Consider the following 22,604-nt stretch of genomic DNA (forward strand, 5'->3'; position numbering starts at 1 on the left):
GACAAGCGGGCTGGTGCGGCACGCTGTGCGGTATGCCTGTCGATGACGACGTCCGCTCTGCCCGCCGACCAGGCATCGACCACGCCCTCCCCTCCCCGGTCAGTGCCCCGATCGCCATCGGGCCCGGCTCGCGCAACACCGGTTCCCAGCGCGCCCTCCGGGACTTCAACCAGCAGCGGATCCGCGAGGTGCTCGCCGGCTCCGGCCCGGCCACCCAGGCCGAGCTGGCCCGCCGCACCGGGCTCTCGACGGCCACGATCTCGAACATCGTCCGGCGGATGGCCGCGGCCTCCCTCGTCACCACGGCCCCGACCACGAGCTCGGGGCGCAAGGCCACGCTCGTCAGCCTGAGCGAGGACGGCAGCTTCGCGGCCGGCATCGACTTCGGGCGCCGCCACATCCGCATCATCCTGGCCACGCCGGGGCACACCATCCTGGCCGAGCGGTTCCAGGACGTGCCCGTGGGCCTGGGCGCCGCGGAGGTGATCGACGAGGCGGACCGGCTGCTCCAGCGCATGCTCGACGAGACCGGCCGGCGGCGGGAGGACCTGCTCGGCTGCGGGGTCGGCGTGCCCGGCCCGGTCGACCGACGCACCGGGGAGATCGTCTACGGCGCGATCCTGCCCGAGTGGGTCGGCATCCACGTCCTGGACCGCCTGCGCACCACCCTGCGCACCCCCATCCACCTGGACAACGACGCCAATCTCGGCGCCCTCGCGGAGACCACCTGGGGCCCCTACACGGACGCCCACGACCTCGCCTTCGTCAAGGTGGGCTCGGGCATCGGGATGGGCCTGATCCTGCGGGGCGAGCTGTACTACGGCAACGTCGGCCTCACCGGCGAACTCGGCCACACGACCGTCGTCGAACAGGGGCAGATCTGCCGCTGCGGCAGTCGCGGCTGCCTGGAGACCGTCGCCTCGACGTCGTACATGCTGGACCTGCTCGCCCGCACGCGCCGGGCCGACCGGCCACCGACGACGGCGGACCTGGTGGCGGACGCGTCCGCGGGCGACCCGGCGGCCCGGCGGGTCGTGGCCGACGCCGGGCAGGCGCTCGGCCGGGCGCTGGCCTCGATGGCCAACATCCTCAACCCGGAGCTGATCATCATCGGCGGCCCCCTGGCGGCCCTCGACGGCATCCTGCTCGACCCGGTGCGCCAGGGCATGCACCGGCACGCCATTCCCGCCGTCAGCGCGACGACGGAGCTCGCGATGGCCTCGCTGGGCGATCGCGCGGAGGCGCTCGGCGCCTGCACCCTGGCCTTCCAGCAGGCCGCCGTCCCCGCCTGATCGGCCCCCACTCCATTCACCCACTGGCGTATTACCCGTCGGTATGCGTTCATTACTTGACGACAGCGAGGTGATGCAGTTAACTCATCTCTCGAACCTGTTGTGCGTCCCGGAGCGGACGCGCCGGGGGGTCGCCGTTCGACAACGAGGTCATTCGAGGTTAGGCCGGAGCATGTCCGAGAACCACACCATCCTGCAGATGCAGAACATCACCAAGGTCTTCCCGGGGGTCAAGGCCCTCTCCGACGTCTCCATGGACGTCACCGCGGGCACGGTCCACGCCATCTGCGGCGAGAACGGGGCCGGCAAGTCCACCCTGATGAAGATCCTGTCCGGGGTCTACCCGCACGGCACCTACGAGGGCACCATCGTCTTCCAGGGCGAGGAGGTCCAGTTCAAGGACATCCGCTCCTCCGAGGCCGCGGGCATCGTCATCATCCACCAGGAGCTCGCGCTCATCCCCGAGCTCTCCATCGCGGAGAACATCTTCCTCGGTAACGAGATGACCCGGGGCGGCCGCATCGACTGGGTTGCGACAAACCGGCGCGCGATCGAGCTGCTCGCCCGGGTCGGCCTCAGGGAGGACCCGGAGACGCCGATCAAGAACATCGGCGTCGGCAAGCAGCAGCTGGTGGAGATCGCGAAGGCGCTGAACAAGGACGTCAAGCTGCTCATCCTCGACGAGCCCACCGCGGCCCTGAACGAGGAGGACTCGGCTCACCTGCTCGACCTGATCCGTGGCCTGCAGTCCCGCGGCATCACGTCGATCATCATCTCCCACAAGCTCAACGAGATCGAGCAGATCGCGGACGCGATCACCATCATCCGCGACGGCAAGACGGTCGAGACGCTCGACGTCGGCGCCGGCGGGGTGGACGAGGACCGCATCATCAAGGGCATGGTCGGCCGCTCGCTCGAGTCCCGCTTCCCCGACCACACGCCCGACATCGGCCCCACCTTCTTCGAGGTGCGGGACTGGACGGTGGCCCACCCGACCGTGCCCGAGCGGCTGGTCGCCAAGGGCTCGAACTTCTTCGTCCGCCGCGGCGAGATCGTCGGCTTCGCCGGCCTGATGGGCGCCGGGCGCACGGAGCTGATGCGGTCGATCTTCGGCCGCTCCTACGGGACGTACCAGCGCGGCGAGATCATCCTCAACGGCAAGCCGGTCACCCTCAAGAGCGTGCACCAGGCGATCGACGCCGGCATCGGGTACGTGACCGAGGACCGGAAGGTGCTCGGGCTGAACCTGCTCGACGACATCAAGACCACCACCGTCTCGGCGGAGCTGCAGAAGATCGCGAAGCTCTCCGTGGTGGACCGCAACGCCGAGTTCAACGCGGCGGAGCAGTACCGCAAGTCCCTGCGCACCAAGGCACCGACCGTCAACGAGGGGGTCGCCAAGCTCTCCGGCGGCAACCAGCAGAAGGTCGTGCTCGCCAAGTGGCTGTTCACGGACCCGGAGCTGCTCATCCTCGACGAGCCCACCCGCGGCATCGACGTCGGCGCCAAGTACGAGATCTACGGGATCATCCAGGCGCTGGCCGACGCCGGCAAGGGCGTCATCGTCGTCTCGTCCGAACTGCCCGAGCTGCTCGGTCTCTCCGACCGGGTCTACACCATCTTCGAGGGCGCCATCACCGGCGTGCTCGACCGCCAGGACGCGAGTCAGGAGTCGCTGATGCGCCTCATGACGTCCAACCGCGCCCCCCTGGCCTCCTGACGGCCGACCGCCCTCCCCCGCTGCACCGCCTTACGCAAGGACTCTCGATGAAACACCTCAAGGACATCTTCGGCGGCGATCTCCGCCAGTTCGGCATGATCTTCGCGCTCGTCGTGCTGATCCTGTTCTTCCAGTTCACCACCGGCGGACTGGTGCTCACGCCCGAGAACGTGATCAACCTGTTCAACGGCAACGCCTACATCCTGGTCCTCGCCGTCGGCATGGTGCTCGTCATCATCGCCGGGCACATCGACCTGTCCGTCGGCTCGGTGGCCGCCTTCGTCGGCATCGTCGCCGCGAAGGCCATGTCCGACTGGCAGCTCACCGGTTTCGGCGGCGCCTTCGTGGGGGTGCTGATCGGCCTCGCGGTGGGCGTGCTCATCGGAGCGTGGCAGGGCTTCTGGGTCGCCTACGTCGGGATCCCCGCGTTCATCGTGACCCTGGCCGGCATGCTGCTCTTCCGCGGCGCCAACCAGTTCGTCGGCAAGTCCAACACCATCCCGGTCTCCGACCAGTTCCAGTTCCTCGGCGCCGGCTACCTGCCCGAGATCGGTCCGTCCACCGGGTACAACAACCTGACCCTGCTGATCGGCATCGTGCTCGCGGCCCTCATCGTCTTCGGCGAGCTCCGCACCCGCCGCAACCAGATCCGCATCCACGCGGACCTGCAGCCGCTGTGGGTCGTCGTCGTCCGCCTGGCGCTGATCTGCGCGGCCATCCTCTACGCCACCTACCTGTTCGCCACCGGCCGGCCGGGCACCTCGTTCCCGATCTCCGGCGTCATCCTCGGCGTCCTGGTGCTGATCTACGGCTTCCTGTCCACCCGCACCATCATCGGCCGCCACGTGTACGCCGTCGGTGGCAACCGGCACGCCGCCGAGCTGTCCGGCGTCAAGGCCAAGCAGGTCAACTTCCTGGTCATGATGAACATGTCCGTCCTGGCCGCCGTCGCCGGCATGATGTTCGTCGCCCGTTCCAGCGCCTCCGGTCCGTTCGACGGTGTCGGCTGGGAGCTGGATGCCATCGCCGCCGTCTTCATCGGTGGTGCGGCCGTCTCGGGCGGCGTCGGCACCGTGGTCGGCTCCATCATCGGTGGCCTGGTGATGGCGGTCCTGAACAACGGTCTGCAGCTGCTCAGCGTCGGTGCGGACGCCACGCAGATGATCAAGGGCCTCGTCCTGCTGATCGCGGTCGCCTTCGACGTGTACAACAAGTCGCAGGGCAAGCGCTCGATCACGGGCATGCTCTTCAAGAACTTCGGGGGGACCAACGCGAAGCGGGAGACCACCGAAACCTCTCAGGTCGTCAAAGCTGACGCCTGAGGCCCCACCCGTCCGTTGCGGACACAACAGAAAGAGATGAACATGCGCAATGTCGTCAAAGCGATGGCGGCCGCGGCGGCCATCGGCACCCTCGCGCTGACCGGTTGCGGTCGCAGTGACTCGGGTTCCTCCTCCGCCAGCGGTGGCGCGTCGGGCGGCTCGGGCGGGTTCGCGAAGGACTCCCTCATCGGTGTCGCCCTGCCGCAGAAGACCTCGGAGAACTGGGTCCTCGCGGAGAACCTGTTCAACACCGACCTCAAGGAAGCCGGCTACAAGGCCGACGTCGAGTTCGCCAACGGTGGCGTGTCGGAGCAGCAGAACCAGATCCAGTCCATGGTGACCAAGGGCGCCAAGGTCATCGTCGTCGGCGCCATCGACGGCTCCCAGCTGTCCACCCAGATCAAGGCCGCGAAGGACGCCGGCGTCACCGTCATCGCGTACGACCGCCTGCTGAAGAACACGAGCGCGGTGGACTACTACATCGCGTACGACAACTTCAAGGTCGGCCAGCTGCAGGGCCAGGCCCTGCTCGACGGCATGAAGGCCAAGAAGCCGAACGGCCCGTACAACATCGAGATCTTCGCCGGCTCGCCGGACGACGCCAACGCCAAGGTGTTCTTCGACGGCGCCATGTCGGTCCTGCAGCCCAAGATCGACGACGGCACCCTGAAGATCGCCTCCGGGCAGAAGTCCTTCGAGCAGGCCGTCACCCAGGGCTGGAAGGCCGAGAACGCGCAGAAGCGGATGGACACGCTGCTGTCGGCGAACTACGGCTCCGCCACCCTGGACGGCGTCCTCTCCCCGAACGACACCCTGGCCCGCGCGATCCTGACCTCGGTCAAGGGCGCGGGCAAGGCGACCCCGGTCGTCACCGGCCAGGACTCCGAGGTGGAGTCGGTCAAGTCGATCATGGCCGGCCAGCAGTACTCGACCATCAACAAGGACACCCGCAACCTGGTCAAGGACACCATCAAGATGGTGAACAGCGTCCAGCAGGGCCAGAAGCCGGAGATCAACGACGAGAAGTCGTACAACAACGGTGTCAAGGTCGTCCCGGCCTACCTGCTGCCGCCGCAGATCGTCACCAAGGCCAACGCCAAGGAGGCGTACGCCAACGACCCGACGCTGTCCAAGCTGACCCAGTGACGCTGCTCCCCTGACGGGGAGCACACTGATCGGCTGACGACGCGTCAGCACTCCTCGGAGGGTCCCGCCGCACGGTCCAGCACCGTGCGACGGGGCCCTCCGTCGTTCCCGGGCACCGTCGCCGGTCCGGCAGCCCCGACCTCCGACCGCAGCCCCGACCGCCGCTGCGACGGGGCATGATGGGCAGATGGACCGACACTTCCCCGCCCCGCCGTCGCTGGCCCCCGGCGCGTCCGCCCCCACGACCGCCACCGGGCGCTCCCTGCGCTGGGGCATCGTCTCGACCGGCGCCATCGCGGCCACCATGGCCGGCGAGATCGCCCTGCTCGAGGACGCCGAGCTGCAGGCGGTCTCCTCCCGGTCGCAGGACTCCGCCGACGCGTTCGCCGCCGCGCACGGCATCGCCTGCGGGTACGGCGGCGCGGACGATCTGACCGGCCTGGAGCGGATGGCCGCCGACCCCGAGGTCGACGTCGCCTACATCGGCTCCCCGCACAGCGAGCACGCCGCCGACGCGGAGGTGCTGCTCGAGGCCGGCAAGCACGTGCTCTGCGAGAAGGCGTTCACCGTGACGGCCGCGCAGGCCCGACGCCTCGCCGACGTCGCCCGCGCCAACGACCGCTTCCTGATGGAGGCCGTCTGGACCCGCTTCCAGCCCGGCTCGAACCGGCTGTGGGACCTGCTGGCGGACGGCGCCGTCGGCGAGGTGCGGTGGATGAGCAGCGACATGGGCTTCGTCGCCGACGCCCCGCCCACGCACCGGCTGTGGAAGCGGGAACTCGCGGGCGGCGCCCTGCTCGACCTCGGCCCCTACAGCACCCTGTGGCCGCTGACGGTGCTGGGGCGCCCGGAGGTCGTGACGGCGTCGGGGCTGCTGACCGACGACGGCGTCGACGCCCAGGAGGCGATCACTCTGCAGTACGCGGGCGGCCGGCACGCTCACGTGACCAATGCGCTGACCGCGTTCGGACCGCGGGCGCTGCACGTGGCCGGCACCGAGGGGTGGCTGCGCGCCGGGCCCAACCTGCACCGCGTCACCGAGCTGACCGTGCAGCGACCCGGTGAGGACCCGCGCACCGAGACGTTCGACGACGACGACGCGTCGTCCGGAAGTCAGGGGCGCGGCTACGTGTGGCAGCTGCGGGAGGTCACCCGCTGCATCCAGGAGGGGCTGACGGAGTCCCCCACCATGCCGGTGGCCGACTCGGTCGCGAGCATGGAGCTCTACGACGCCGTGCGCGAGCAGCTCGGGGTGCGTTACCCCGCCGACGACGCCTGAGGCTTCTCCGGCTTCGAACGACCCCGGAAACGCCGCCAGCTCGTCAATGGATGTCCAGGATGGGGCCTCCGGGAGGCCCCCTGGAACATCTGTTGACGAGCTGGCGGGTGGAGCAGGGTCGGCTCACGCCGTGCCCAGGTAGGCCTCCTTGATCGCCGAGTCGGCGAGCAGTTCCTTGCCGGTCCCGGTGCGGGTGATCGCCCCGGTCTCGAGCACGTAGGCCCGGTGGGACCGGGACAGCGCCTGGTTGGCGTTCTGCTCCACGAGCAGCACCGTGGTGCCCTGCTGGTTGATCTCGGTGACGATGCGGAAGATCTGCCGGATGAACTGCGGGGCCAGGCCCATCGAGGGCTCGTCCAGCAGCAGCAGCCGTGGCCGCGACATCAGGGCCCGGCCGATGGCGAGCATCTGCTGCTCACCGCCGCTCATCGTGCCGCCGATCTGCTTGCGCCGCTCCTTCAGCCGCGGGAACAGGTCGAACACGCGCTCCATCTCGGACGCGATGCCGGCCCGGTCCTTGCGCGCGTAGGCGCCCATCTCGAGGTTCTCGATCACCGTCATGCCCGGGAACACGCCCCGGCCCTCGGGTGACTGGGAGATCCCGCGGACCACCCGCAGGTGCGCCTTGGTGCGGGTGATGTCGTCCCCGTCGAACGTGATGGAACCGCCCGAGGGGTTGAGCAGACCGGAGATGGTCTTCATCGTGGTGGTCTTGCCGGCGCCGTTGGCCCCGATCAGGGACACCACCTCCCCCTCCTCGACCGAGAAGGAGAGGTTCTCGACCGCGCGGATCCGGCCGTAGTGGACGCTGACGTCCTTCAGCTCAAGCAACGTCATCGTCGGGCTCCCCGAGGTAGGCCGAGATGACGCGCGGGTCCGAGGTGACCTCGGCCGGCGTCCCGTCGGCGATCTTCTTGCCGAACTCGAGGACGACGATGCGGTCGGTCACCCCGGTGACCAGCTTCATGTCGTGCTCGATGAGCAGCACCGTGTAACCGCCGGCGGCGATCACGCGGATCAGCTCCATCAGCTCTTCCTTCTCCGCCGGGTTGAAGCCCGCGGCGGGCTCGTCCAGGCAGAGCAGCTTCGGCTCCGTCGCCAGCGCGCGGGCGATCTCGAGGCGGCGCTGGTAGCCGTACGGCAGGTGCCGCGACAGCCGGCCCGCCTGATCGGCGATGCCCACGAAGTCGAGCAGCGCCATGCCGTGGTCGATGGCGCTCTTCTCCTCACGGAAGTGCCGCGGCAGCCGGGTCAGGGCCCCGAACACGCTCGTGCGGTGCCGCGCGTCCAGGCCGACGACGACGTTCTCGAGCGCCGTCATCTCCCCGAACAGGCGGATGTTCTGGAACGTGCGGGCGATCCCGGCGCGGGTGATCTTGTGCTGCGCCATGCCGTTGAGCCGCTTGCCCTCGAGGAGGACGTCGCCGCCGCTCGGCTTGTACACGCCGGTCATGGCGTTGAAGCACGTCGTCTTCCCGGCGCCGTTGGGCCCGATCAGGCCGAGGATCTCGCCGCGCTTGATGTCGAACGAGACGTTGTCCACGGCGGTGAGCCCGCCGAAGGTCATCGTCAGGTTCCGCAGTTCGACCAGGGTCTCCCCGATCCGCGCGTTGATGTCGCGGTCCGGGACGACGGCCTCGACGACCTCCGGGTCGAGGTCCGCCTCGCGCAGCACCCCGGTGTCGACGGCCGGGTTGGCGCGCAGCGCCCGGACCGCCTCCTGCCGGGCCGTGTCGCCCGTGATGGGCGGCTCGGCCGTCTCGACGTGCTGCCCACCGGACTCGGTGGACGGCCGTGCGCCCGACTCGGTGCCCGCCGGCACCGCCGACGCCGTAGCGCCGTCGCTCGCGGACGTGCCGTCGCTCGCGGCCGTACTGTCGCTCGCGGCCGTACTGTCGCTCGCGGCCGTGCCGCCGGTCGTCGTCCGGCGCTCCGGCTCGGGCTGGTGCGGCGGCTCGCCGCCGGCCACGTGGCTCATGCCCGGTCTCCCTTCTGCCTGGTCCGTTCCGACGTGCTCACCGCGGGGATGATGCCGGTCTCGCTGCGCCGGGGAGGCAGCACGCCGCCCTTCCGTGCCGCGGCGACGACCCGGCCGTACGCCTGCCGGGAGTAGGTCAGCAGATGCTGCCGGGCCCCGAGCAGGCCCTTCGACCGGAAGATCATGATCAGCACGAGGAGCACGCCGAAGATGAAGAACTTGTAGTTCGCGATCTCGACGAAGCGCAGGGGCAGGTAGGCCACCAGCGCCCCACCGATCACGGCGCCCACCTTGTTGCCCGTACCGCCGATGACGACGGCGGCGAGGAACAGGATGGAGGTCTGCACGTCGAACCGCTGGTTGTTCACGAACCCGATCTGTCCGGCGAACAGTGAGCCGGAGAGACCGCCCACGCCGGCGCCGAGGGCGAACGAGTACACCTTGTACTTGAAGGTGGGCACGCCCATCGCCTCGGCGGCGTCCTCGTCCTCGCGGATGGCGACCCAGGCCCGGCCCACGCGGGACCGTTCCAGGTTGCCGGCCAGGATCATGATGAGGATCAGGATCGTCAGGATCAGCCAGTACCAGGGCACGCCGTTCGAGTTGGAGAACAGCGGTGTCCCGTCGGCCTGGGTGCCCGGGGGCGCCCCGACGTTCTGGAAGCCGACCTGGCCCTTGGCGGCCGGGATGATGGTCGCCAGGATGCGGATGATCTCGCCGAACCCGAGGGTCACGATGGCGAGGTAGTCACCGCGCAGGCGCAGGGTGGGCACCCCGAGGATGACGCCGAAGCACATGGCGACGGCGATCGCGATCGGGAGCGTCCACAGGTACGGGATCTTGACGTAGGGCGAGTCCGGGCTGGTCAGCATCGCCGCGACGTAGGCGCCGACCGCGAAGAACGCGACGTAGCCCAGGTCCAGCAGACCGGCGTAGCCGACCACGATGTTCAGGCCGACCGCGACGAGCGCGTAGCGAGCCATCTCGGTGCAGGCGAGGGCGAAGTTGGTGCCCGGCTCGGTGGAGATCAGCGGCGGGTTCAGCAGCGGCAGCGCGTACGCGGCCGCGAGGACGACGAGCATCCAGGCCCACTGCTGCTGCCGGGACAGCTGCGCCCAGCGGGTCCGCAGCGGGGCGAACAGGTCACGACGTCCACCGGTCTCGCGGTCGACGGCGTCCTTGGCGGCCTCGGCCGAGGGCATCGGGGTCTTGCTGGCCATGCTCATGCCTTGCTCCTTCCGAGAGTCTGACCGAGGATGCCCGACGGCCGGACCAGCAGCACGAGGACGAGGACGACGAAGGCGACGACGTCCGTCCACTGGGAGTCACCGAGCAGCAGCTGCCCGTAGTTGCCGATCAGGCCGATCAGCAGGCCACCCAGCAGCGCACCGCGCACGTTGCCGATACCACCGAGCACCGCGGCGGCGAACGCCTTGATGCCGAGGATGAAGCCACCGTTGTACTGGACGCCGGAGGGCACCTTCATGACGTAGAACAGGGCGGCCACCCCGGCGAGCACGCCGCCGATGATGAACGTGGTGACGATGATGCGTTCCTTGTTCACGCCCATCAGGGTCGCGGTGTCCGGGCTCTGGGCGACGGCGCGGATGCCGCGGCCGGTCTTGGACCGGGAGATGAACTGGTCGACCACGACCATCATGAGCACGGCGGCCACGATGATGACGATCTGCTGGCTGTCGATGATGGTGCCGAACACGTCGAACACCGGCGTCGGCCGGAACATGATCACCGCGGGCTCGGCCGACGGGCCACGCCAGATGAAGAAGATGTACTGGATGACGAAGGACATGCCGATCGCGGTGATCAAGAAGACCAGCCGCGGGGCGTTGCGCTTGCGCAGCGGCCCGTAGGCGACGCGTTCGAGCAGGAACGCGGTGATCGCCGAGGCCACCATGGCGACCACGACCGCGATGAACAGATTGATGACGATCGCCCAGAAACCCAGGCGGGGAATGGAGGGGCCGAAGCCGAAGCCCAGCGTCAGGGTGAACACGATGGCGTAGCAGCCGACGATGAACACCTCGGAGTGGGCGAAGTTGATCAGGTTCAGCACGCCGTAGACGAGCGTGTACCCGAGAGCCACGAGGGCGTAGATGGCGCCGAAGGTCAGGCCGTCGAACGTCGCGGGCCAGAAGTTCTGGACCAGCGTGTCGACGTCGAAGTTGATCCAGTCGCTGGCCATGGGCAGCACAGCGGTCAGGGTTGCGAGCATGGACATCCTTTGAGGAGGACGGGAACGGGCAGCGGAACAGCGGTCCGCACGCAGCGGTGCCGCGGGGTCAGCGCCAGGCGCTGTCCCCGCGGCACCAGGGTCACGGGTGTCAGCCGATCTTGCCGACCGGGACGATCTTGCCGCCCTCGACCTTGTAGCCGAAGACGTCCGGCTTGGCGAGCTCGCCCTTGTCATCCCACTGGTAGTGCTTGGACAGGCCGTCCTTGTCGTAGGACTTCACCCAGTCCAGCAGCGCCGGGCGGGTGTTCTTGCCGGCGTCGATCCCGGAGAGCAGCACGGTCGCGGCGTCGTAGCCCTCGATCGAGTAGGTGCCCGGCTCGGCGCCGTTGCTGACCTTCTTGTATCCGTCGGCGAAGCTGGAGATCAGCTCACCGGGGATGCAGGGGCAGGTGAAGTAGGCGCCGTCGGAGGCGTCGCCGGCCTGCTTGATGAACTGGTCGTCCTTCAGGCCGTCCGGGCCGAGGAAGACACCGGTGTAGCCCTTGCCCGACAGCTGCTGCTGGAACGGGGCACCCTCGGCGTAGTAACCGGAGTAGAACACCGCGTCCGGCTTGGCGTTGACGATCTTGGAGATCACGGCCGAGAAGTCCTTCTGGCCGGTGGTCACCTTGTCGGTGCCGACGACGGCGCTGCCGAGCGCCTTCGAGGTGGACTCGCCCAGGCCGATGCCGTAGTCCGAGTCGTCCTGGACGACGTAGACCTTCTTGGCCTGCAGCTTGCCGGTGAGGAAGGTCGCCGCGGCCGGGCCCTGGACGGCGTCGTTGCCGAGGCCACGGAAGAAGGTCTTCCAGCCGTTGGTGGTCAGCGTCGGGTTGGTGGCCGCGGGCGTGATGTGCACGAGGCCCTTCTGCTCGAAGATGTTGCCCGTCGCCTTGGACTCGCCCGAGAACGGGAGGCCGACGACGCCGACGATGCTGCTCTCGCTCACGGCCTGGGTGACCGGGCCGGTGGCCTTGTTCGGGTCACCCTCGGTGTCGAACTTCTTGAACTGCACCTGGCAGTTCGGGTTGGCCGCGTTGTGCTCGTTGATGGCCAGCTGCACACCGTTGTAGATGTTCACGCCGAGCTGGGCGTTGGGGCCGGTCTGCGCGCCCACGTACGCGAGCGTCGTGCCGGCGTCACAGGTCGCCTTGCCGTCGCCCTTGGGCAGGACGGCGTCCTTCGGGGTGTCGATGGAGCTGATGGCCGGCAGGTTGACCCGCCCGCTGCCGCCGCCGGCGTCACTGGAACCGCCCGAAGCGCCCCCGCTTCCGGCACCCGGATTGGCGCAGCTGGCCAGCGCCAGCGCAATGGCTGCCCCCGCAGCCAGAGTGGTCAAGGTCTTCCTCGACGCCATGGTGATTCCGCCTCTCACGACGAATCGGCAGCCGTTCCGAACGGTGGCTGCACCCGATATGTGTGGTTGAGACTACACATAAATCGGTGCCGCGGTGGTGAACCTCACATTTCCACGGTGTTGCGTGGCGGACGACCGGTGTTGCGCTGCTCACACCGGATTCCCCGGCCTCATCCAGCCGCCGGAGGCACCACGTTCAGGTCCAGCAGCTCGGCCCGGTGGCCCTCGAACCGCACCGTCGTGACCGACCCGTTGGTGATGGCGGGGAACACGGTGCGGTAGCGGTCGATGTCGATCCACAGCAGCGCACACAGCAACAGCCGGATCAGGGTGCCGTGGCTGACCACGAGCACGTGGCCGTCCGGGTGGGCGGCCTCGATCTCGCGCAGCGCGTCGGAACCGCGTGCGATGGCGGTCGACCCCGGCTCGCCACCGGGCAGTGGGATCACGCCGGGATGGGAGAAGTGGGCGGCGGCGGCGTCGGGGAACCGCTCGTCCATCTCCGCGCGGGTCATCCCCTCGCCCTCCCCGAAGTCGACCTCGCCGAGCCGGGGATCGGTGCCGAGCGTCAGGCCCAGCGCCTCGGCGGCCGGAGTGGCCGTGTCGATCGCCCGCTGCAGGGTCGAGGACCAGACGCCGGAGAACGCCTCGCCGTCCGGGCGACGGGTCGCCCAGGCCGCCAGCGCCCGGGCCTGCGCCCGCCCGGTGTCGGTGAGCGCGATGTCGGAGACCCCGGCGTAGCGGTTCTCGTCCTGCCAGGGGGTGCGGCCGTGCCGCACGAGGGAGAAGGTGGTCACGGCCTCACGCTACGCCAGCAGGCCCCGCCCGGGAGGGACGGGGCCCGCTGGGACGGCCGGCCGGATCGGCAGCTGGCGCGTCAGCGGTCGAGCGTGACCGTCAGCGCGTGGTCAGCGCCTCGAGGATGCCGTTGAGGGTGGCCGAGGGGCGCATCACGGAGAACGCCTTCTCCTCGCTCGGCCGGAAGTACCCGCCGAGATCCACCGGGGAACCCTGGACGGCGAGCAGCTCGTCGCTGATGGTCTGCTCGTTCTCCTTCAGGGCCGCGGCGACGTCCGTGAACGCGGCGGCGAGCTCGGCGTCGGCGTCCTGCTGCGCCAGCTCCTGCGCCCAGTAGAGCGCGAGGTAGAAGTGGCTGCCGCGGTTGTCGATCTCGTTGACCTTGCGGCTCGGGGACTTGTTCTCGAGCAGGAAGGTGCCCGTGGCCCGGTCCAGGGTGTCCGCGAGGACCTGGGCCCGCGCGTTGCCGGTGGTCGTGGCCAGGTGCTCGAAGCTGACGGCCAGGGCGAGGAACTCGCCGAGGCTGTCCCAGCGCAGGTGGTTCTCCTTGACCAGCTGCTGGACGTGCTTCGGGGCAGACCCGCCGGCGCCGGTCTCGAACAGGCCGCCACCGTTGATCAGCGGCACGATCGAGAGCATCTTGGCGCTAGTGCCGAGCTCGAGGATCGGGAACAGATCGGTCAGGTAGTCGCGCAGCACGTTGCCGGTCACCGAGATGGTGTCCTCGCCCTTGCGGATGCGCTCCAGGGTGAACGCGGTGGCCTCGACCGGGGCGAGGATCTCCAGCTGTAGACCCTCGGTGTCGTGTTCGGCGAGGTACTGGTGGACCTTCGCGATCAGGTTGCGGTCGTGGGCGCGGGTCTCGTCGAGCCAGAACACGGCCGGCGTCTCGGAGGCGCGGGCGCGGGTGACGGCGAGCTTGACCCAGTCCTGGATCGGCACGTCCTTGGTCTGGCAGGCGCGCCACACGTCGCCGGGCTCGACGGCGTGCTCGATCAGCGCGGTGCCGGCGGAGCCGACGATCTTCATGGTGCCGGGCTCGGTGATCTCGAACGTCTTGTCGTGGCTGCCGTACTCCTCGGCGGCCTGGGCCATCAGGCCGACGTTCGGCACGGTGCCCATGGTGACCGGGTCGTAGGCCCCGTTGGCGCGGCAGTCGTCGATGACGGCCTGGTAGACGCCGGAGTAGGAGCTGTCCGGCAGCACCGCGAGGGTGTCGGCCTCCTCGCCGTCCGGGCCCCACATGTGGCCGGAGCTGCGGATCATGGCCGGCATCGACGCGTCGACGATGACGTCGGAGGGCACGTGCAGGTTGGTGATGCCGCGATCCGAGTCGACCATGGCCAGCCGCGGGCCCTCCTCGAGGCCCTTCTGGATGAGCGCCTCGACGCCCTCCTTGACGTCGTCGGGCAGGTCGTCCAGGCCCGAGAGGATCGAGGCGAGGCCGTTGTTGGCGCTCAGGCCCGCCGCGGCGAGGTCCTGGCCGTAGGTCTCGAACAGCTCGGAGAAGTAGGCGCGCACGGTGTGGCCGAACAGGATGGGGTCGGAGACCTTCATCATCGTGGCCTTCAGGTGCACGGAGAACAGCACGCCCTCGTCCTTCGCGCGCTGCACCTGGGCGGCGAGGAAGGCATCGAGCGCGGCGGCGCGCATGACGGTGCCGTCGACCACCTCACCGGCGAGGACGGGTACCTCCTTGAGCACGCGCTCGGTGCCGTCGGCGGCCACGAAGACGATGGACAGGGTGTCCGCGTCGTCCATCACGACGGACTGCTCGTTGGAGCGGAAGTCGTTCTCGCCCATGGTCGCGACGTTGGTCTTCGACTCGGAGCTCCACACGCCCATGCGGTGCGGGTTCTTGCGGGCGTAGTTCTTCACCGAGAGCGGGGCACGCCGGTCGGAGTTGCCCTCGCGCAGCACGGGGTTGACCGCGGAGCCCTTGATCTTGTCGTACCGGGCGCGGATCTCCCGCTCCTCGTCCGAGGCCGGCTCGTCCGGGTAGCCCGGGACGGCGTAGCCCTGGCTGTGCAGCTCGGCGATCGCGGCCTTCAGCTGCGGCACGGAGGCGCTGATGTTGGGCAGCTTGATGATGTTGGCCTGGGGCGTCTTCGCCAGGTCACCGAGCTCGGCGAGCGCGTCCGCGGTCCGCTGGTCCTCGGTCAGGTGCTCGCCGAAGGCGGCGATGATGCGACCGGACAGGGAGATGTCCCGGGTCTCCACGTCCACCCCCACCGTGGAGGCGAACGCCTCGATGATCGGCAGGAACGAGTGCGTGGCGAGCATCGGCGCCTCGTCCGTGTGGGTGTAGATGATCGTGGACATGAAGAGGCATCTCCCTCGCGTGGATGGGCGGTGGATGGCTGGCATGCAGCCTGTTCGATGCTACCCGACGGGGTTCGCGGCGGGTCGCGGGTGGGTGGGCGGCCGGTGGCTGGGCGGTAGCTGGCCGGTCAGTGGAAGAAGTGCCGGGCCCCGGTGACGTACATGGTCACGCCGGCGGCGTTCGCGGCGGCGATCACCTCGTCGTCGCGGATGGAGCCCCCGGGCTGGACGACGGCGGAGACGCCGGCGTCGAAGAGGATCTGCGCGCCGTCGGCGAACGGGAAGAACGCGTCCGACGCGGCCACGGAACCGGTCACCCGGTCGACGCGGGCGCCGTCGGGCCCCTCGGGGGCGAGCTCGCGGGCCCGCTCGATGGCCAGCTTGCACGAGTCCACGCGGTTGACCTGGCCCATGCCGACCCCGATGCTCGCGCCGTCGCGGGCGAGCAGGATCGCGTTGGACTTCGCGGCCCGGCAGGCCCGCCAGGCGAAGGAGAGGTCGGCGAGGGTCTTCTCGTCGGCCGGCTCCCCCGCGACCAGGGTCCAGGTGGCGGGGTCGTCGCCCTCGGCGTCGAGCCGGTCGGTCACCTGCACGAGCACGCCGCCGGAGACCTGGCGGATCTCGGCCGGGTAGCGGCCGAAGCCCTCGGGCAGGGCGAGGAGACGGATGTTCTTCTTCGCGGTGAGGATCGTCAGGGCCGCCGGCTCGAAGCCGGGCGCGATGACGACCTCGGTGAAGATGTCCTTCAGCGTGGCCGCCATGGCCTCGGTGACCACCCGGTTGGCCGCGACCACCCCGCCGTAGGCGGAGACGGGGTCGCAGGCGTGGGCCTTGCGGTGGGCGTCGGCGATCGGGTCCTCGGCGTCGGGGCTGCCGACGGCGATGCCACACGGGTTGGCGTGCTTGATGATCGCGACCGCCGGCTCGTCGAAGTCGAAGGCGGCGCGCAGGGCGGCGTCCGCGTCGACGAAGTTGTTGTAGCTCATCGCCTTGCCGTGCAGCTGGTCGGCCTGGGCGATGCCGGCGGGGGCGGCCTTGTCCGCGTACAGGGCGGCCTGCTGGTGCGGGTTCTCCCCGTAGCGCAGCACCTCGGAGCGCTCCAAGGCGAGCCCCGCGTAGGCGGGCCAGCTGACCGTCCCGTTCTCGTCCTCGTCGAGGAACTGCCCGGCGGTCCAGGTGGCGACGGCGTTGTCGTAGCTGGCGGTGTGGGCGAAGGCGCGGGCCGCGAGCCGGCGGCGCGCGGCCAGGTCGAAGCCGCCGGCCTCCGCCGCACGGACCACCTCGGGGTATCCGGACGGGTCCACGACCACGGCGACGCTCGCGTGGTTCTTCGCGGCAGCGCGCACCATCGAGGGGCCGCCGATGTCGATCTGCTCGACGATCTCGTCCGCCTCCGCGCCCGAGGCGACGGTGTCGACGAACGGGTAGAGGTTGACGATCACCAGGTCGAACGGCTCGACCTCCAGCTCGTGCAGCTGGGCGACGTGTTCGGGACGGCGGCGGTCCGCGAGGATGCCGGCGTGCACGCGGGGGTGCAGCGTCTTGACCCGCCCGTCGAGGGTCTCGGGGAAACCGGTGACGTCGGCGACCTCGGTGACGGGCACGCCGGCCGCGGCGATGGCCTTCGCGGTCGACCCCGTCGAGACGATGCTGACACCCGCGGCGTGCAGGCCCACGGCCAGTTCGGGCAGCCCGGTCTTGTCGTAGACCGAGATGAGGGCGCGGTGGAAGGGAACACGGTCGAGCTGCTGCAGGCTCACGGGAGTGGACTCCGGTCGGTCGGGAGTGGGTTCGACCTCAGCCTAGACACCGGGCAGGGGCGGGAGCACGTCGATGACGACGGGCCCCGGCCTCGAGGCGGCCCCGCCGACCGGGCCGGCCGACCGACCGCCACAGCGGGTGTGACACGTGGGGCGGATGTGGTCGATCCGTCGTCGCACCGATCCCATCCGCACCACTCGTCGTGGCCGTTGGTCGGGACCTCGTGGGGCGGTCGTGGGTGTCCGGACGAGATCCGCTTCGCCCGTGGGACGCTGAGCGCATGGAGTGGACGGACGACATCGCGCGCGGGGCCTGGATCCGCGAGCGGACGCACTGGGGCTCGACGGTGACGGTGGCCGTGCCGGACGGCTTCGAGCGGTACGCGCGGGTGTTCCACCCGGTCCCGGTGTCACGGATGATCACCGACCCGGACGAGATCGCCGCGATGCCCCCGATCCCCGGACTGCCCGAGGAGCTGGCCGGCGAGCTGGCTGACGCTCCGCGCTATGCCGAGGAGCGGTGGACCTGGGCGCGGACGGCCGAGGCGCTCGGAGCGACCATGCACGCCACGGCCCAGTGGGCGGCCATCACCGGCAACGCCGACGGTTTCGCCACCCTGCCCGACGGCCGCAGCGTCGGCCAGACGCGCGAGGGCCACCTGCCGCCGGAACAGCTCGCCGCCCTGGTCCGATTGCTGCCGACGACGACGCCGGACGATCTGACCATCGCCGTCTGGGTCGGCTGGGGCGAGCTGAACGCGGGGAGCAGGAACATCGCGCTCTACTTCCCCCTGGGCGTCTCCCGCCGCGAGCGGCTGCGGGCGGAGGAGGAGGCCCGCCGCGAGCGCGAGGAGGCGCTGGATCCCGCCGTAGCGAGCGCCGTGCGCCGTCGACGTGGACTGCTGGAGCTGCCGAACCGGGAGTACGTCCTGCTGACCACCACGGTCGACGAGCTCGCCGACCCGACCTGGCCCGAGCGGGCAGGGCTGGGATGGACGACCGGACCGGGCTGGATCGGACACGGCGGCCCGATGCCTGCGCTGGTGTGGCCGGCGGATCGGGCGTGGTGCATCGGCAGTGAGATCGATGTCGACAGCACCGTGGTGGCCGGCTCGGCGGAGGCGATCACCGCGATCGTCCGGTCGGACGAGGTGGAGGCGCTGATCGTCCGCCCCGAGGACGACCTCGGCCGCGACGCCGACCACGTCAACGGCTGAGGGACCGGTTCAGGCGATACCGGCGTCGGACCCGGGAGTCCGGGGACGGCGGGGGTGACGCCGCCCAGCGCCCGTGCCGACGATCCAGCCGAACCACCAGCCGCAGGTGACGACGATGACACCGAGGCCCGCGGTGACCAGGGCGAGGGAGAACAGGACTGGCGCCTCCGGCACAGCCGGGGCGAAGTACTCGTTGGACAGAGGCGCGTAGGCGAACCATCCGAACGTGCGCTGCGGGGCCGCCAGCAGACCGACGGCGAGACCTGCGACGACGAGCACGAAGCCGATGCCCGCGCCGGCGAGCAGTTCCCGTACGGGTCGCGCCCTCGCTGCGACGGCATGCTGCGCCAGTGTCCAGCCGAAGGTGAACACCAGGACGACGGCGCCCACGACGACCAGCAGGGGTCCGACCAGGTCGGCAGGTCCGGACCCCGGCAGCCAGTCACCGGGCTGCAGCGGCTCGGAGGAGCCGGAGTAGAGGACGGCGGGCTCGTCGGACACCGCGTACTCGGCATAGCGACGCGGCCCGGTACCCGTGGTCGCTGCCACATTCGCCACGACCATCGTCACGATCCCCGCCACGAGCAGGCCGAGGCCCACGAGCGCGGTCACGAGCCGGGACCACGGCCACCGGTGTCGGCCGGTCGTGCCTCCGGAGATGGGTGCCGGCTCGTCGGCCGGCCGATCGGCGTCCCCCGCGTCGTCGGTCATGATCAGAGCGTAGGCGAGAGTGGCGCACAACACGCCGGACATGCGCTACAGTGATGTCCACTTCCGGCGGCCCGTGGTGACGCAGCATGCTATCCCGGTCGGAGGTCACCCGCTCGTCGCGGGAATCACGCCAGGAAAGAGGTCCACCGTGACCAGTCCTACCCATACCCAGAATGCCCCGCTCCCCGCGGGCGACGCCGTCGTCCAGGACCTTCCCTGGCGCTGGGGCGTCCAGGGCAAGATCTTCCTCATCGGCGGCCTCGGCTTCATGTTCGACGCCTGGGACGTCACCCTGAACGGCTTCCTCATCCCGCTGCTCTCGGCCGACTGGCACCTCACGCCGGGTCAGGCCGCGTGGGTCGGCACCGCCAACCTCATCGGCATGGCCGTCGGCGCCTTCGCGTGGGGCGGGATCGCCGACGCCGTGGGCCGGAAGCGCGCGTTCACCCTGACCCTGCTCATCTTCTCGGTGTTCACGCTGTTCGGCGCCCTCTCCCCCGACCTGCTCTGGTTCTGCGTGTTCCGGTTCATCGCCGGCTTCGGGCTCGGCGGCTGCATCCCCGTCGACTACGCCCTCGTCGGCGAGTTCACCCCGCGCCGGCAACGCGGCCGGGTCCTGACCGCCATGGACGGCTGGTGGCCGATCGGCGCGACCCTGTGCGGCGTCGTCTCCGCCGCGCTCGTCGCCGTGGTCCACGACTGGCGTCCGCTCATGTTCGTCATGATCATCCCGGCGCTGCTCGTCTTCTGGGTGCGCACCGGCGTGCCGGAGTCGCCGCTGTTCCTCGTCAGCAAGGGCCGGCGGGACGAGGCGAAGCGGGTCATCGACGGCCTGATCGCCCGCACCGGCGCGACCGTCGGCCCGTGGCGGCTGCCGGACCCGGAGGAGGCGCCCAGGCTCGCGATCGGGTCGCTCACGAAGCAGGTCGGCCTGCTGTGGCGGTTCGACTGGAAGATCACCCTGACGGCGTGGAGCCTGTTCGTCACCATCCTGCTCGTCTACTACGGCGCGCTGACGTGGATGCCGTCCATCCTGGTCAAGGCCGGCTACCCCGAGTCCAGCGCCTTCCTGCGCACGGCGGGCATGACGGCGATCGGCCTGGTCGGTGCGCTCGTCGCGGCCGCCCTCGTCGAGCGGCTCGGCCGGAAGTGGATGCTCGCGGTCGCGGGCCCGCTGTCGGCCCTCAGCCTGGTGGTGTTCGCCCTGTTCCTCGACGCCGATGCCCCGGTCGCCGCCAACGCGATGCTGCTGTTCTTCGGCTTCATCGTCCAGGTCGCCATTCCGGTGCTCTACACCTACGTCTCCGAGCTCTACCCGACGCAGCTGCGCGGCTCCGGCTTCGGCTGGGCGTCGACGGCGTCGCGGGTCGGCGCCGGGCTGGTCCCGCTGATCTTCGGGTCGCTGCTGTGGCCGGTCCTCGGACTGCCGCTGACGTTCGCCGTCACCGGCGCGCTCGTCGTCGTCGCCGTCGTCATCATGGCGGTGTGGGCGCCCGAGACCCGCGGACGCGAGCTGGCGACGCTGGAGCACTGACACTTCCGGTCGACGAACGACGGCGGCCCCGGGAATCGCGTGATTCCCGGGGCCGCCGTCGTCGCTGTCGATACGAGTGCAGTTCGCGGGGCGCCGTCAGAGCGGATGGTCTCAGAGCCGGGCGCGCACGCCGGCCACCGCCTGCCGCACCAGGCCGTCCACCGGCTGGGCGATGTCGAGCACGAAGCCGGGTTCCTCGGCGCCGAGCGGTTCGAGCGTCGCCAGCTGGGAGCGGAGCAGGCTCGGCGGCATGAAGTGGTCGCTGCGGCCCTCCATCCGCTCCTGCAGCACCTCGACCGTGCCGGCCAGGTGCACGAACACCGTGCCGGGCGCCTCGGCGGCGATGGCCGTGCGGTAGACCACCTTCAGCGCCGAACAGGCGACGACGAGGCCGTCGCCGGCCTCCACCAGCTCCTCCCCCGCCCGGCGCAGCCACGGCCAGCGGTCCTCGTCGGTCAGCGGTGTCCCCGCGGCCATCTTCCGGACGTTCTCGATCGGGTGCAGGGCGTCGCCGTCGACGAACGGGACGCCGAGCTCGTCGGCGATCAGCGCGCCGATGGTCGTCTTGCCGGACCCGGACACGCCCATCACCACGACGCGTGGTACGGCCGTGTGCCCGCCGGCCGGGGCGGAATCGGTGCCGCTCACCAGTCGTGCACCGTGCCGTCGGCGAGCCGGTTGTAGGGCAGGTAGGCCGGTTGGTACGCGTACTTCGCGGCCTCCTCCTCGTTCAGCTCGACGCCGAGACCGGGCTGATCGCCCGGGTGCAGCAGACCGTCGACGAAGGTCAGCGACTGCTCGAAGACGGCGTTCGTCCTCTCCGAGTGCTCCATGTACTCCTGCAGCCCGAAGTTGTGGATCGCCATGCCCACGTGCATCTGCGCGGCCAGGCCGACCGGGGAGACGTCGGTGGGACCGTGGAAGCCGGACTTGACCTGGTAGACGGCGGCGAAGTCCATCACCTTCTTCAGCGGGCTGATGCCGCCGAAGTGGGTGGAGGCGCACCGGACGTAGTCGATCAGCTGCTCGGTGATCAGGTCCTTGATGTCGTAGATGGAGTTGAAGACCTCGCCGATGGCCAGCGGCGTCGTCGTGTGCTGCCGGACGAGACGCAGCGCCTCCTGGTTCTCCGCCGGGGTGCAGTCCTCCAGCCAGAACAGGTCGTAGGGCTCCAGGTCCTTGCCGAGCCTCGCGGCCTGCAGCGGCGTCATCCGGTGGTGCCCGTCGTGCAGCAGGGCGAGGTCGGGACCGAACTCGTGGCGCACCGCCTCGAACACGCCGGGGAGGTGCCGCAGGTAGGCCCGGGTGTCCCAGTCCTCCTCGACCGGCAGAGCGGTGCGCTGGGCGGGTTCGTAGTCGTACCGCTCGCCGGAGGCCTGCGTCTGGGCGGCCACCCCGTAGAGCGCCGTGATGCCGGGCACGGACGTCTGCACCCGGATCGCGGAGAAGCCGTGCTCCTTCTCGTGCCGGATGGAGTCGAACAGCTCGGGCAGGTCCCGGCCGGAGGCGTGGCCGTAGGTGGACAGGCCGCGGCGGGAGGCACCGCCGAGGAGCTGGTAGACGGGCATGCCGGCGACCTTGCCCTTGATGTCCCACAGGGCCATGTCGACGGCGGCGATCGCGGCCATCGTCACCGGCCCGCGCCGCCAGTAGCCGGACCGGTAGAGGAACTGCCAGGTGTCCTCGATGTTCGCCGGGTCCCGGTTCAGCAGCAGCGGGACGACGTGCTCCTTCAGGTACGCGGCGACGGAGAGTTCACGGCCGTTCAGGGTGGCATCCCCGAGACCGGTCACCCCCTCGTCCGTCGTCACCTTGAGGGTGACGAAGTTGCGGGTCGGGCTGGTGACGACGACGTCGACCGCGACGATCTTCATGCTGGTTCTCCTTCAGGGTCGTGCGGGGCGGCGGGCACGGGCCGGCTCCGGGCCGTCGTCG

Annotated in this window: 18 protein-coding genes; 7 read left to right on the top strand and 11 right to left on the bottom strand. The window is 70.0% G+C overall.

Features of this window, described 5'->3' with window-relative positions; all coding sequences use genetic code 11:
- The first annotated feature begins 32 nt into the window (after positions 1–32).
- The 5 genes from BGP79_RS14705 (at position 33) to BGP79_RS14725 (ending at position 6,759) form a co-directional block, all read left to right on the top strand.
- Positions 33–1,292, top strand: coding sequence for an ROK family transcriptional regulator (locus BGP79_RS14705; protein WP_143588443.1), 1,260 nt, complete (start codon positions 33–35; stop codon positions 1,290–1,292).
- Between the two features lie 172 nt (positions 1,293–1,464).
- Positions 1,465–3,012: a multiple monosaccharide ABC transporter ATP-binding protein gene (mmsA, locus tag BGP79_RS14710; RefSeq protein ID WP_076696723.1), complete on the top strand. Its 1,548-nt coding sequence runs from the start codon at positions 1,465–1,467 to the stop codon at positions 3,010–3,012.
- A gap of 47 nt (positions 3,013–3,059) precedes the next feature.
- Complete coding sequence (gene mmsB / locus BGP79_RS14715) at positions 3,060–4,334, top strand: multiple monosaccharide ABC transporter permease (protein ID WP_076696725.1); 1,275 nt, start codon at positions 3,060–3,062, stop codon at positions 4,332–4,334.
- Between the two features lie 42 nt (positions 4,335–4,376).
- Positions 4,377–5,480, top strand: a complete 1,104-nt coding sequence (locus tag BGP79_RS14720) for a sugar-binding protein (protein ID WP_076697165.1) — start codon at positions 4,377–4,379, stop codon at positions 5,478–5,480.
- 187 nt (positions 5,481–5,667) lie between these two features.
- Complete coding sequence (locus tag BGP79_RS14725) at positions 5,668–6,759, top strand: Gfo/Idh/MocA family protein (RefSeq protein WP_076696727.1); 1,092 nt, start codon at positions 5,668–5,670, stop codon at positions 6,757–6,759.
- Positions 6,760–6,882: 123 nt separating this feature from the next.
- Here BGP79_RS14725 and BGP79_RS14730 read toward each other — a convergent pair whose 3' ends face one another.
- The 8 genes from BGP79_RS14730 to purH form a co-directional block, all read right to left on the bottom strand.
- Positions 6,883–7,590: an ABC transporter ATP-binding protein gene (locus BGP79_RS14730; RefSeq protein ID WP_369800240.1), complete on the bottom strand. Its 708-nt coding sequence runs from the start codon at positions 7,588–7,590 to the stop codon at positions 6,883–6,885.
- Entirely contained in the window at positions 7,583–8,434 is an 852-nt protein-coding gene (locus BGP79_RS17015) for an ABC transporter ATP-binding protein (RefSeq protein ID WP_369800241.1), read from the bottom strand. Before BGP79_RS17015 ends, BGP79_RS14730 begins: the two co-directional genes overlap by 8 nt.
- A 299-nt stretch (positions 8,435–8,733) precedes the next feature.
- Positions 8,734–9,963: a branched-chain amino acid ABC transporter permease gene (locus tag BGP79_RS14740; protein WP_076696731.1), complete on the bottom strand. Its 1,230-nt coding sequence runs from the start codon at positions 9,961–9,963 to the stop codon at positions 8,734–8,736.
- Positions 9,960–10,970 (bottom strand): branched-chain amino acid ABC transporter permease, encoded by a 1,011-nt coding sequence (locus tag BGP79_RS14745; protein WP_076696733.1) that lies wholly within the window; start codon positions 10,968–10,970, stop codon positions 9,960–9,962. The genes BGP79_RS14740 and BGP79_RS14745 overlap by 4 nt, the downstream gene beginning before the upstream one ends.
- A 109-nt stretch (positions 10,971–11,079) precedes the next feature.
- A complete protein-coding gene (locus BGP79_RS14750) occupies positions 11,080–12,309 on the bottom strand; it encodes a branched-chain amino acid ABC transporter substrate-binding protein (RefSeq protein WP_233121577.1) in 1,230 nt (409 codons plus the stop codon).
- A 188-nt stretch (positions 12,310–12,497) separates the two neighbouring features.
- Entirely contained in the window at positions 12,498–13,124 is a 627-nt protein-coding gene (locus tag BGP79_RS14755; protein ID WP_076696737.1) for a histidine phosphatase family protein, read from the bottom strand.
- A 100-nt stretch (positions 13,125–13,224) separates the two neighbouring features.
- Positions 13,225–15,447 (bottom strand): NADP-dependent isocitrate dehydrogenase, encoded by a 2,223-nt coding sequence (locus BGP79_RS14760; protein WP_076696739.1) that lies wholly within the window; start codon positions 15,445–15,447, stop codon positions 13,225–13,227.
- A 128-nt stretch (positions 15,448–15,575) separates the two neighbouring features.
- The gene (purH, locus tag BGP79_RS14765; RefSeq protein ID WP_076696740.1) at positions 15,576–17,207 is read right to left on the bottom strand and encodes a bifunctional phosphoribosylaminoimidazolecarboxamide formyltransferase/IMP cyclohydrolase; all 1,632 of its coding nucleotides are present in this window, start codon (positions 17,205–17,207) and stop codon (positions 15,576–15,578) included.
- 281 nt (positions 17,208–17,488) lie between these two features.
- Between purH and BGP79_RS14770 the strand changes: the two genes are divergently transcribed.
- A complete protein-coding gene (locus tag BGP79_RS14770) occupies positions 17,489–18,424 on the top strand; it encodes a hypothetical protein (protein WP_076696742.1) in 936 nt (311 codons plus the stop codon).
- A gap of 9 nt (positions 18,425–18,433) precedes the next feature.
- On the opposite strand, the gene BGP79_RS14775 is transcribed toward BGP79_RS14770, so the two are convergent.
- Complete coding sequence (locus BGP79_RS14775) at positions 18,434–19,135, bottom strand: hypothetical protein (RefSeq protein WP_143588444.1); 702 nt, start codon at positions 19,133–19,135, stop codon at positions 18,434–18,436.
- 148 nt (positions 19,136–19,283) lie between these two features.
- Between BGP79_RS14775 and BGP79_RS14780 the strand changes: the two genes are divergently transcribed.
- Positions 19,284–20,669: an MFS transporter gene (locus BGP79_RS14780; RefSeq protein ID WP_076696746.1), complete on the top strand. Its 1,386-nt coding sequence runs from the start codon at positions 19,284–19,286 to the stop codon at positions 20,667–20,669.
- A 111-nt stretch (positions 20,670–20,780) separates the two neighbouring features.
- Here BGP79_RS14780 and BGP79_RS14785 read toward each other — a convergent pair whose 3' ends face one another.
- Both BGP79_RS14785 and manD read right to left on the bottom strand, forming a co-directional pair.
- Entirely contained in the window at positions 20,781–21,317 is a 537-nt protein-coding gene (locus BGP79_RS14785) for a gluconokinase (protein ID WP_233121579.1), read from the bottom strand.
- On the bottom strand, positions 21,314–22,543 hold the full coding sequence (gene manD, locus BGP79_RS14790) for a D-mannonate dehydratase ManD (RefSeq protein ID WP_076696748.1): 1,230 nt from the start codon (positions 22,541–22,543) through the stop codon (positions 21,314–21,316). Before manD ends, BGP79_RS14785 begins: the two co-directional genes overlap by 4 nt.
- Positions 22,544–22,604 lie beyond the last annotated feature (61 nt).

This window comes from Tersicoccus sp. Bi-70, assembly GCF_001968825.1.
GTDB lineage: Bacteria > Actinomycetota > Actinomycetes > Actinomycetales > Micrococcaceae > Tersicoccus.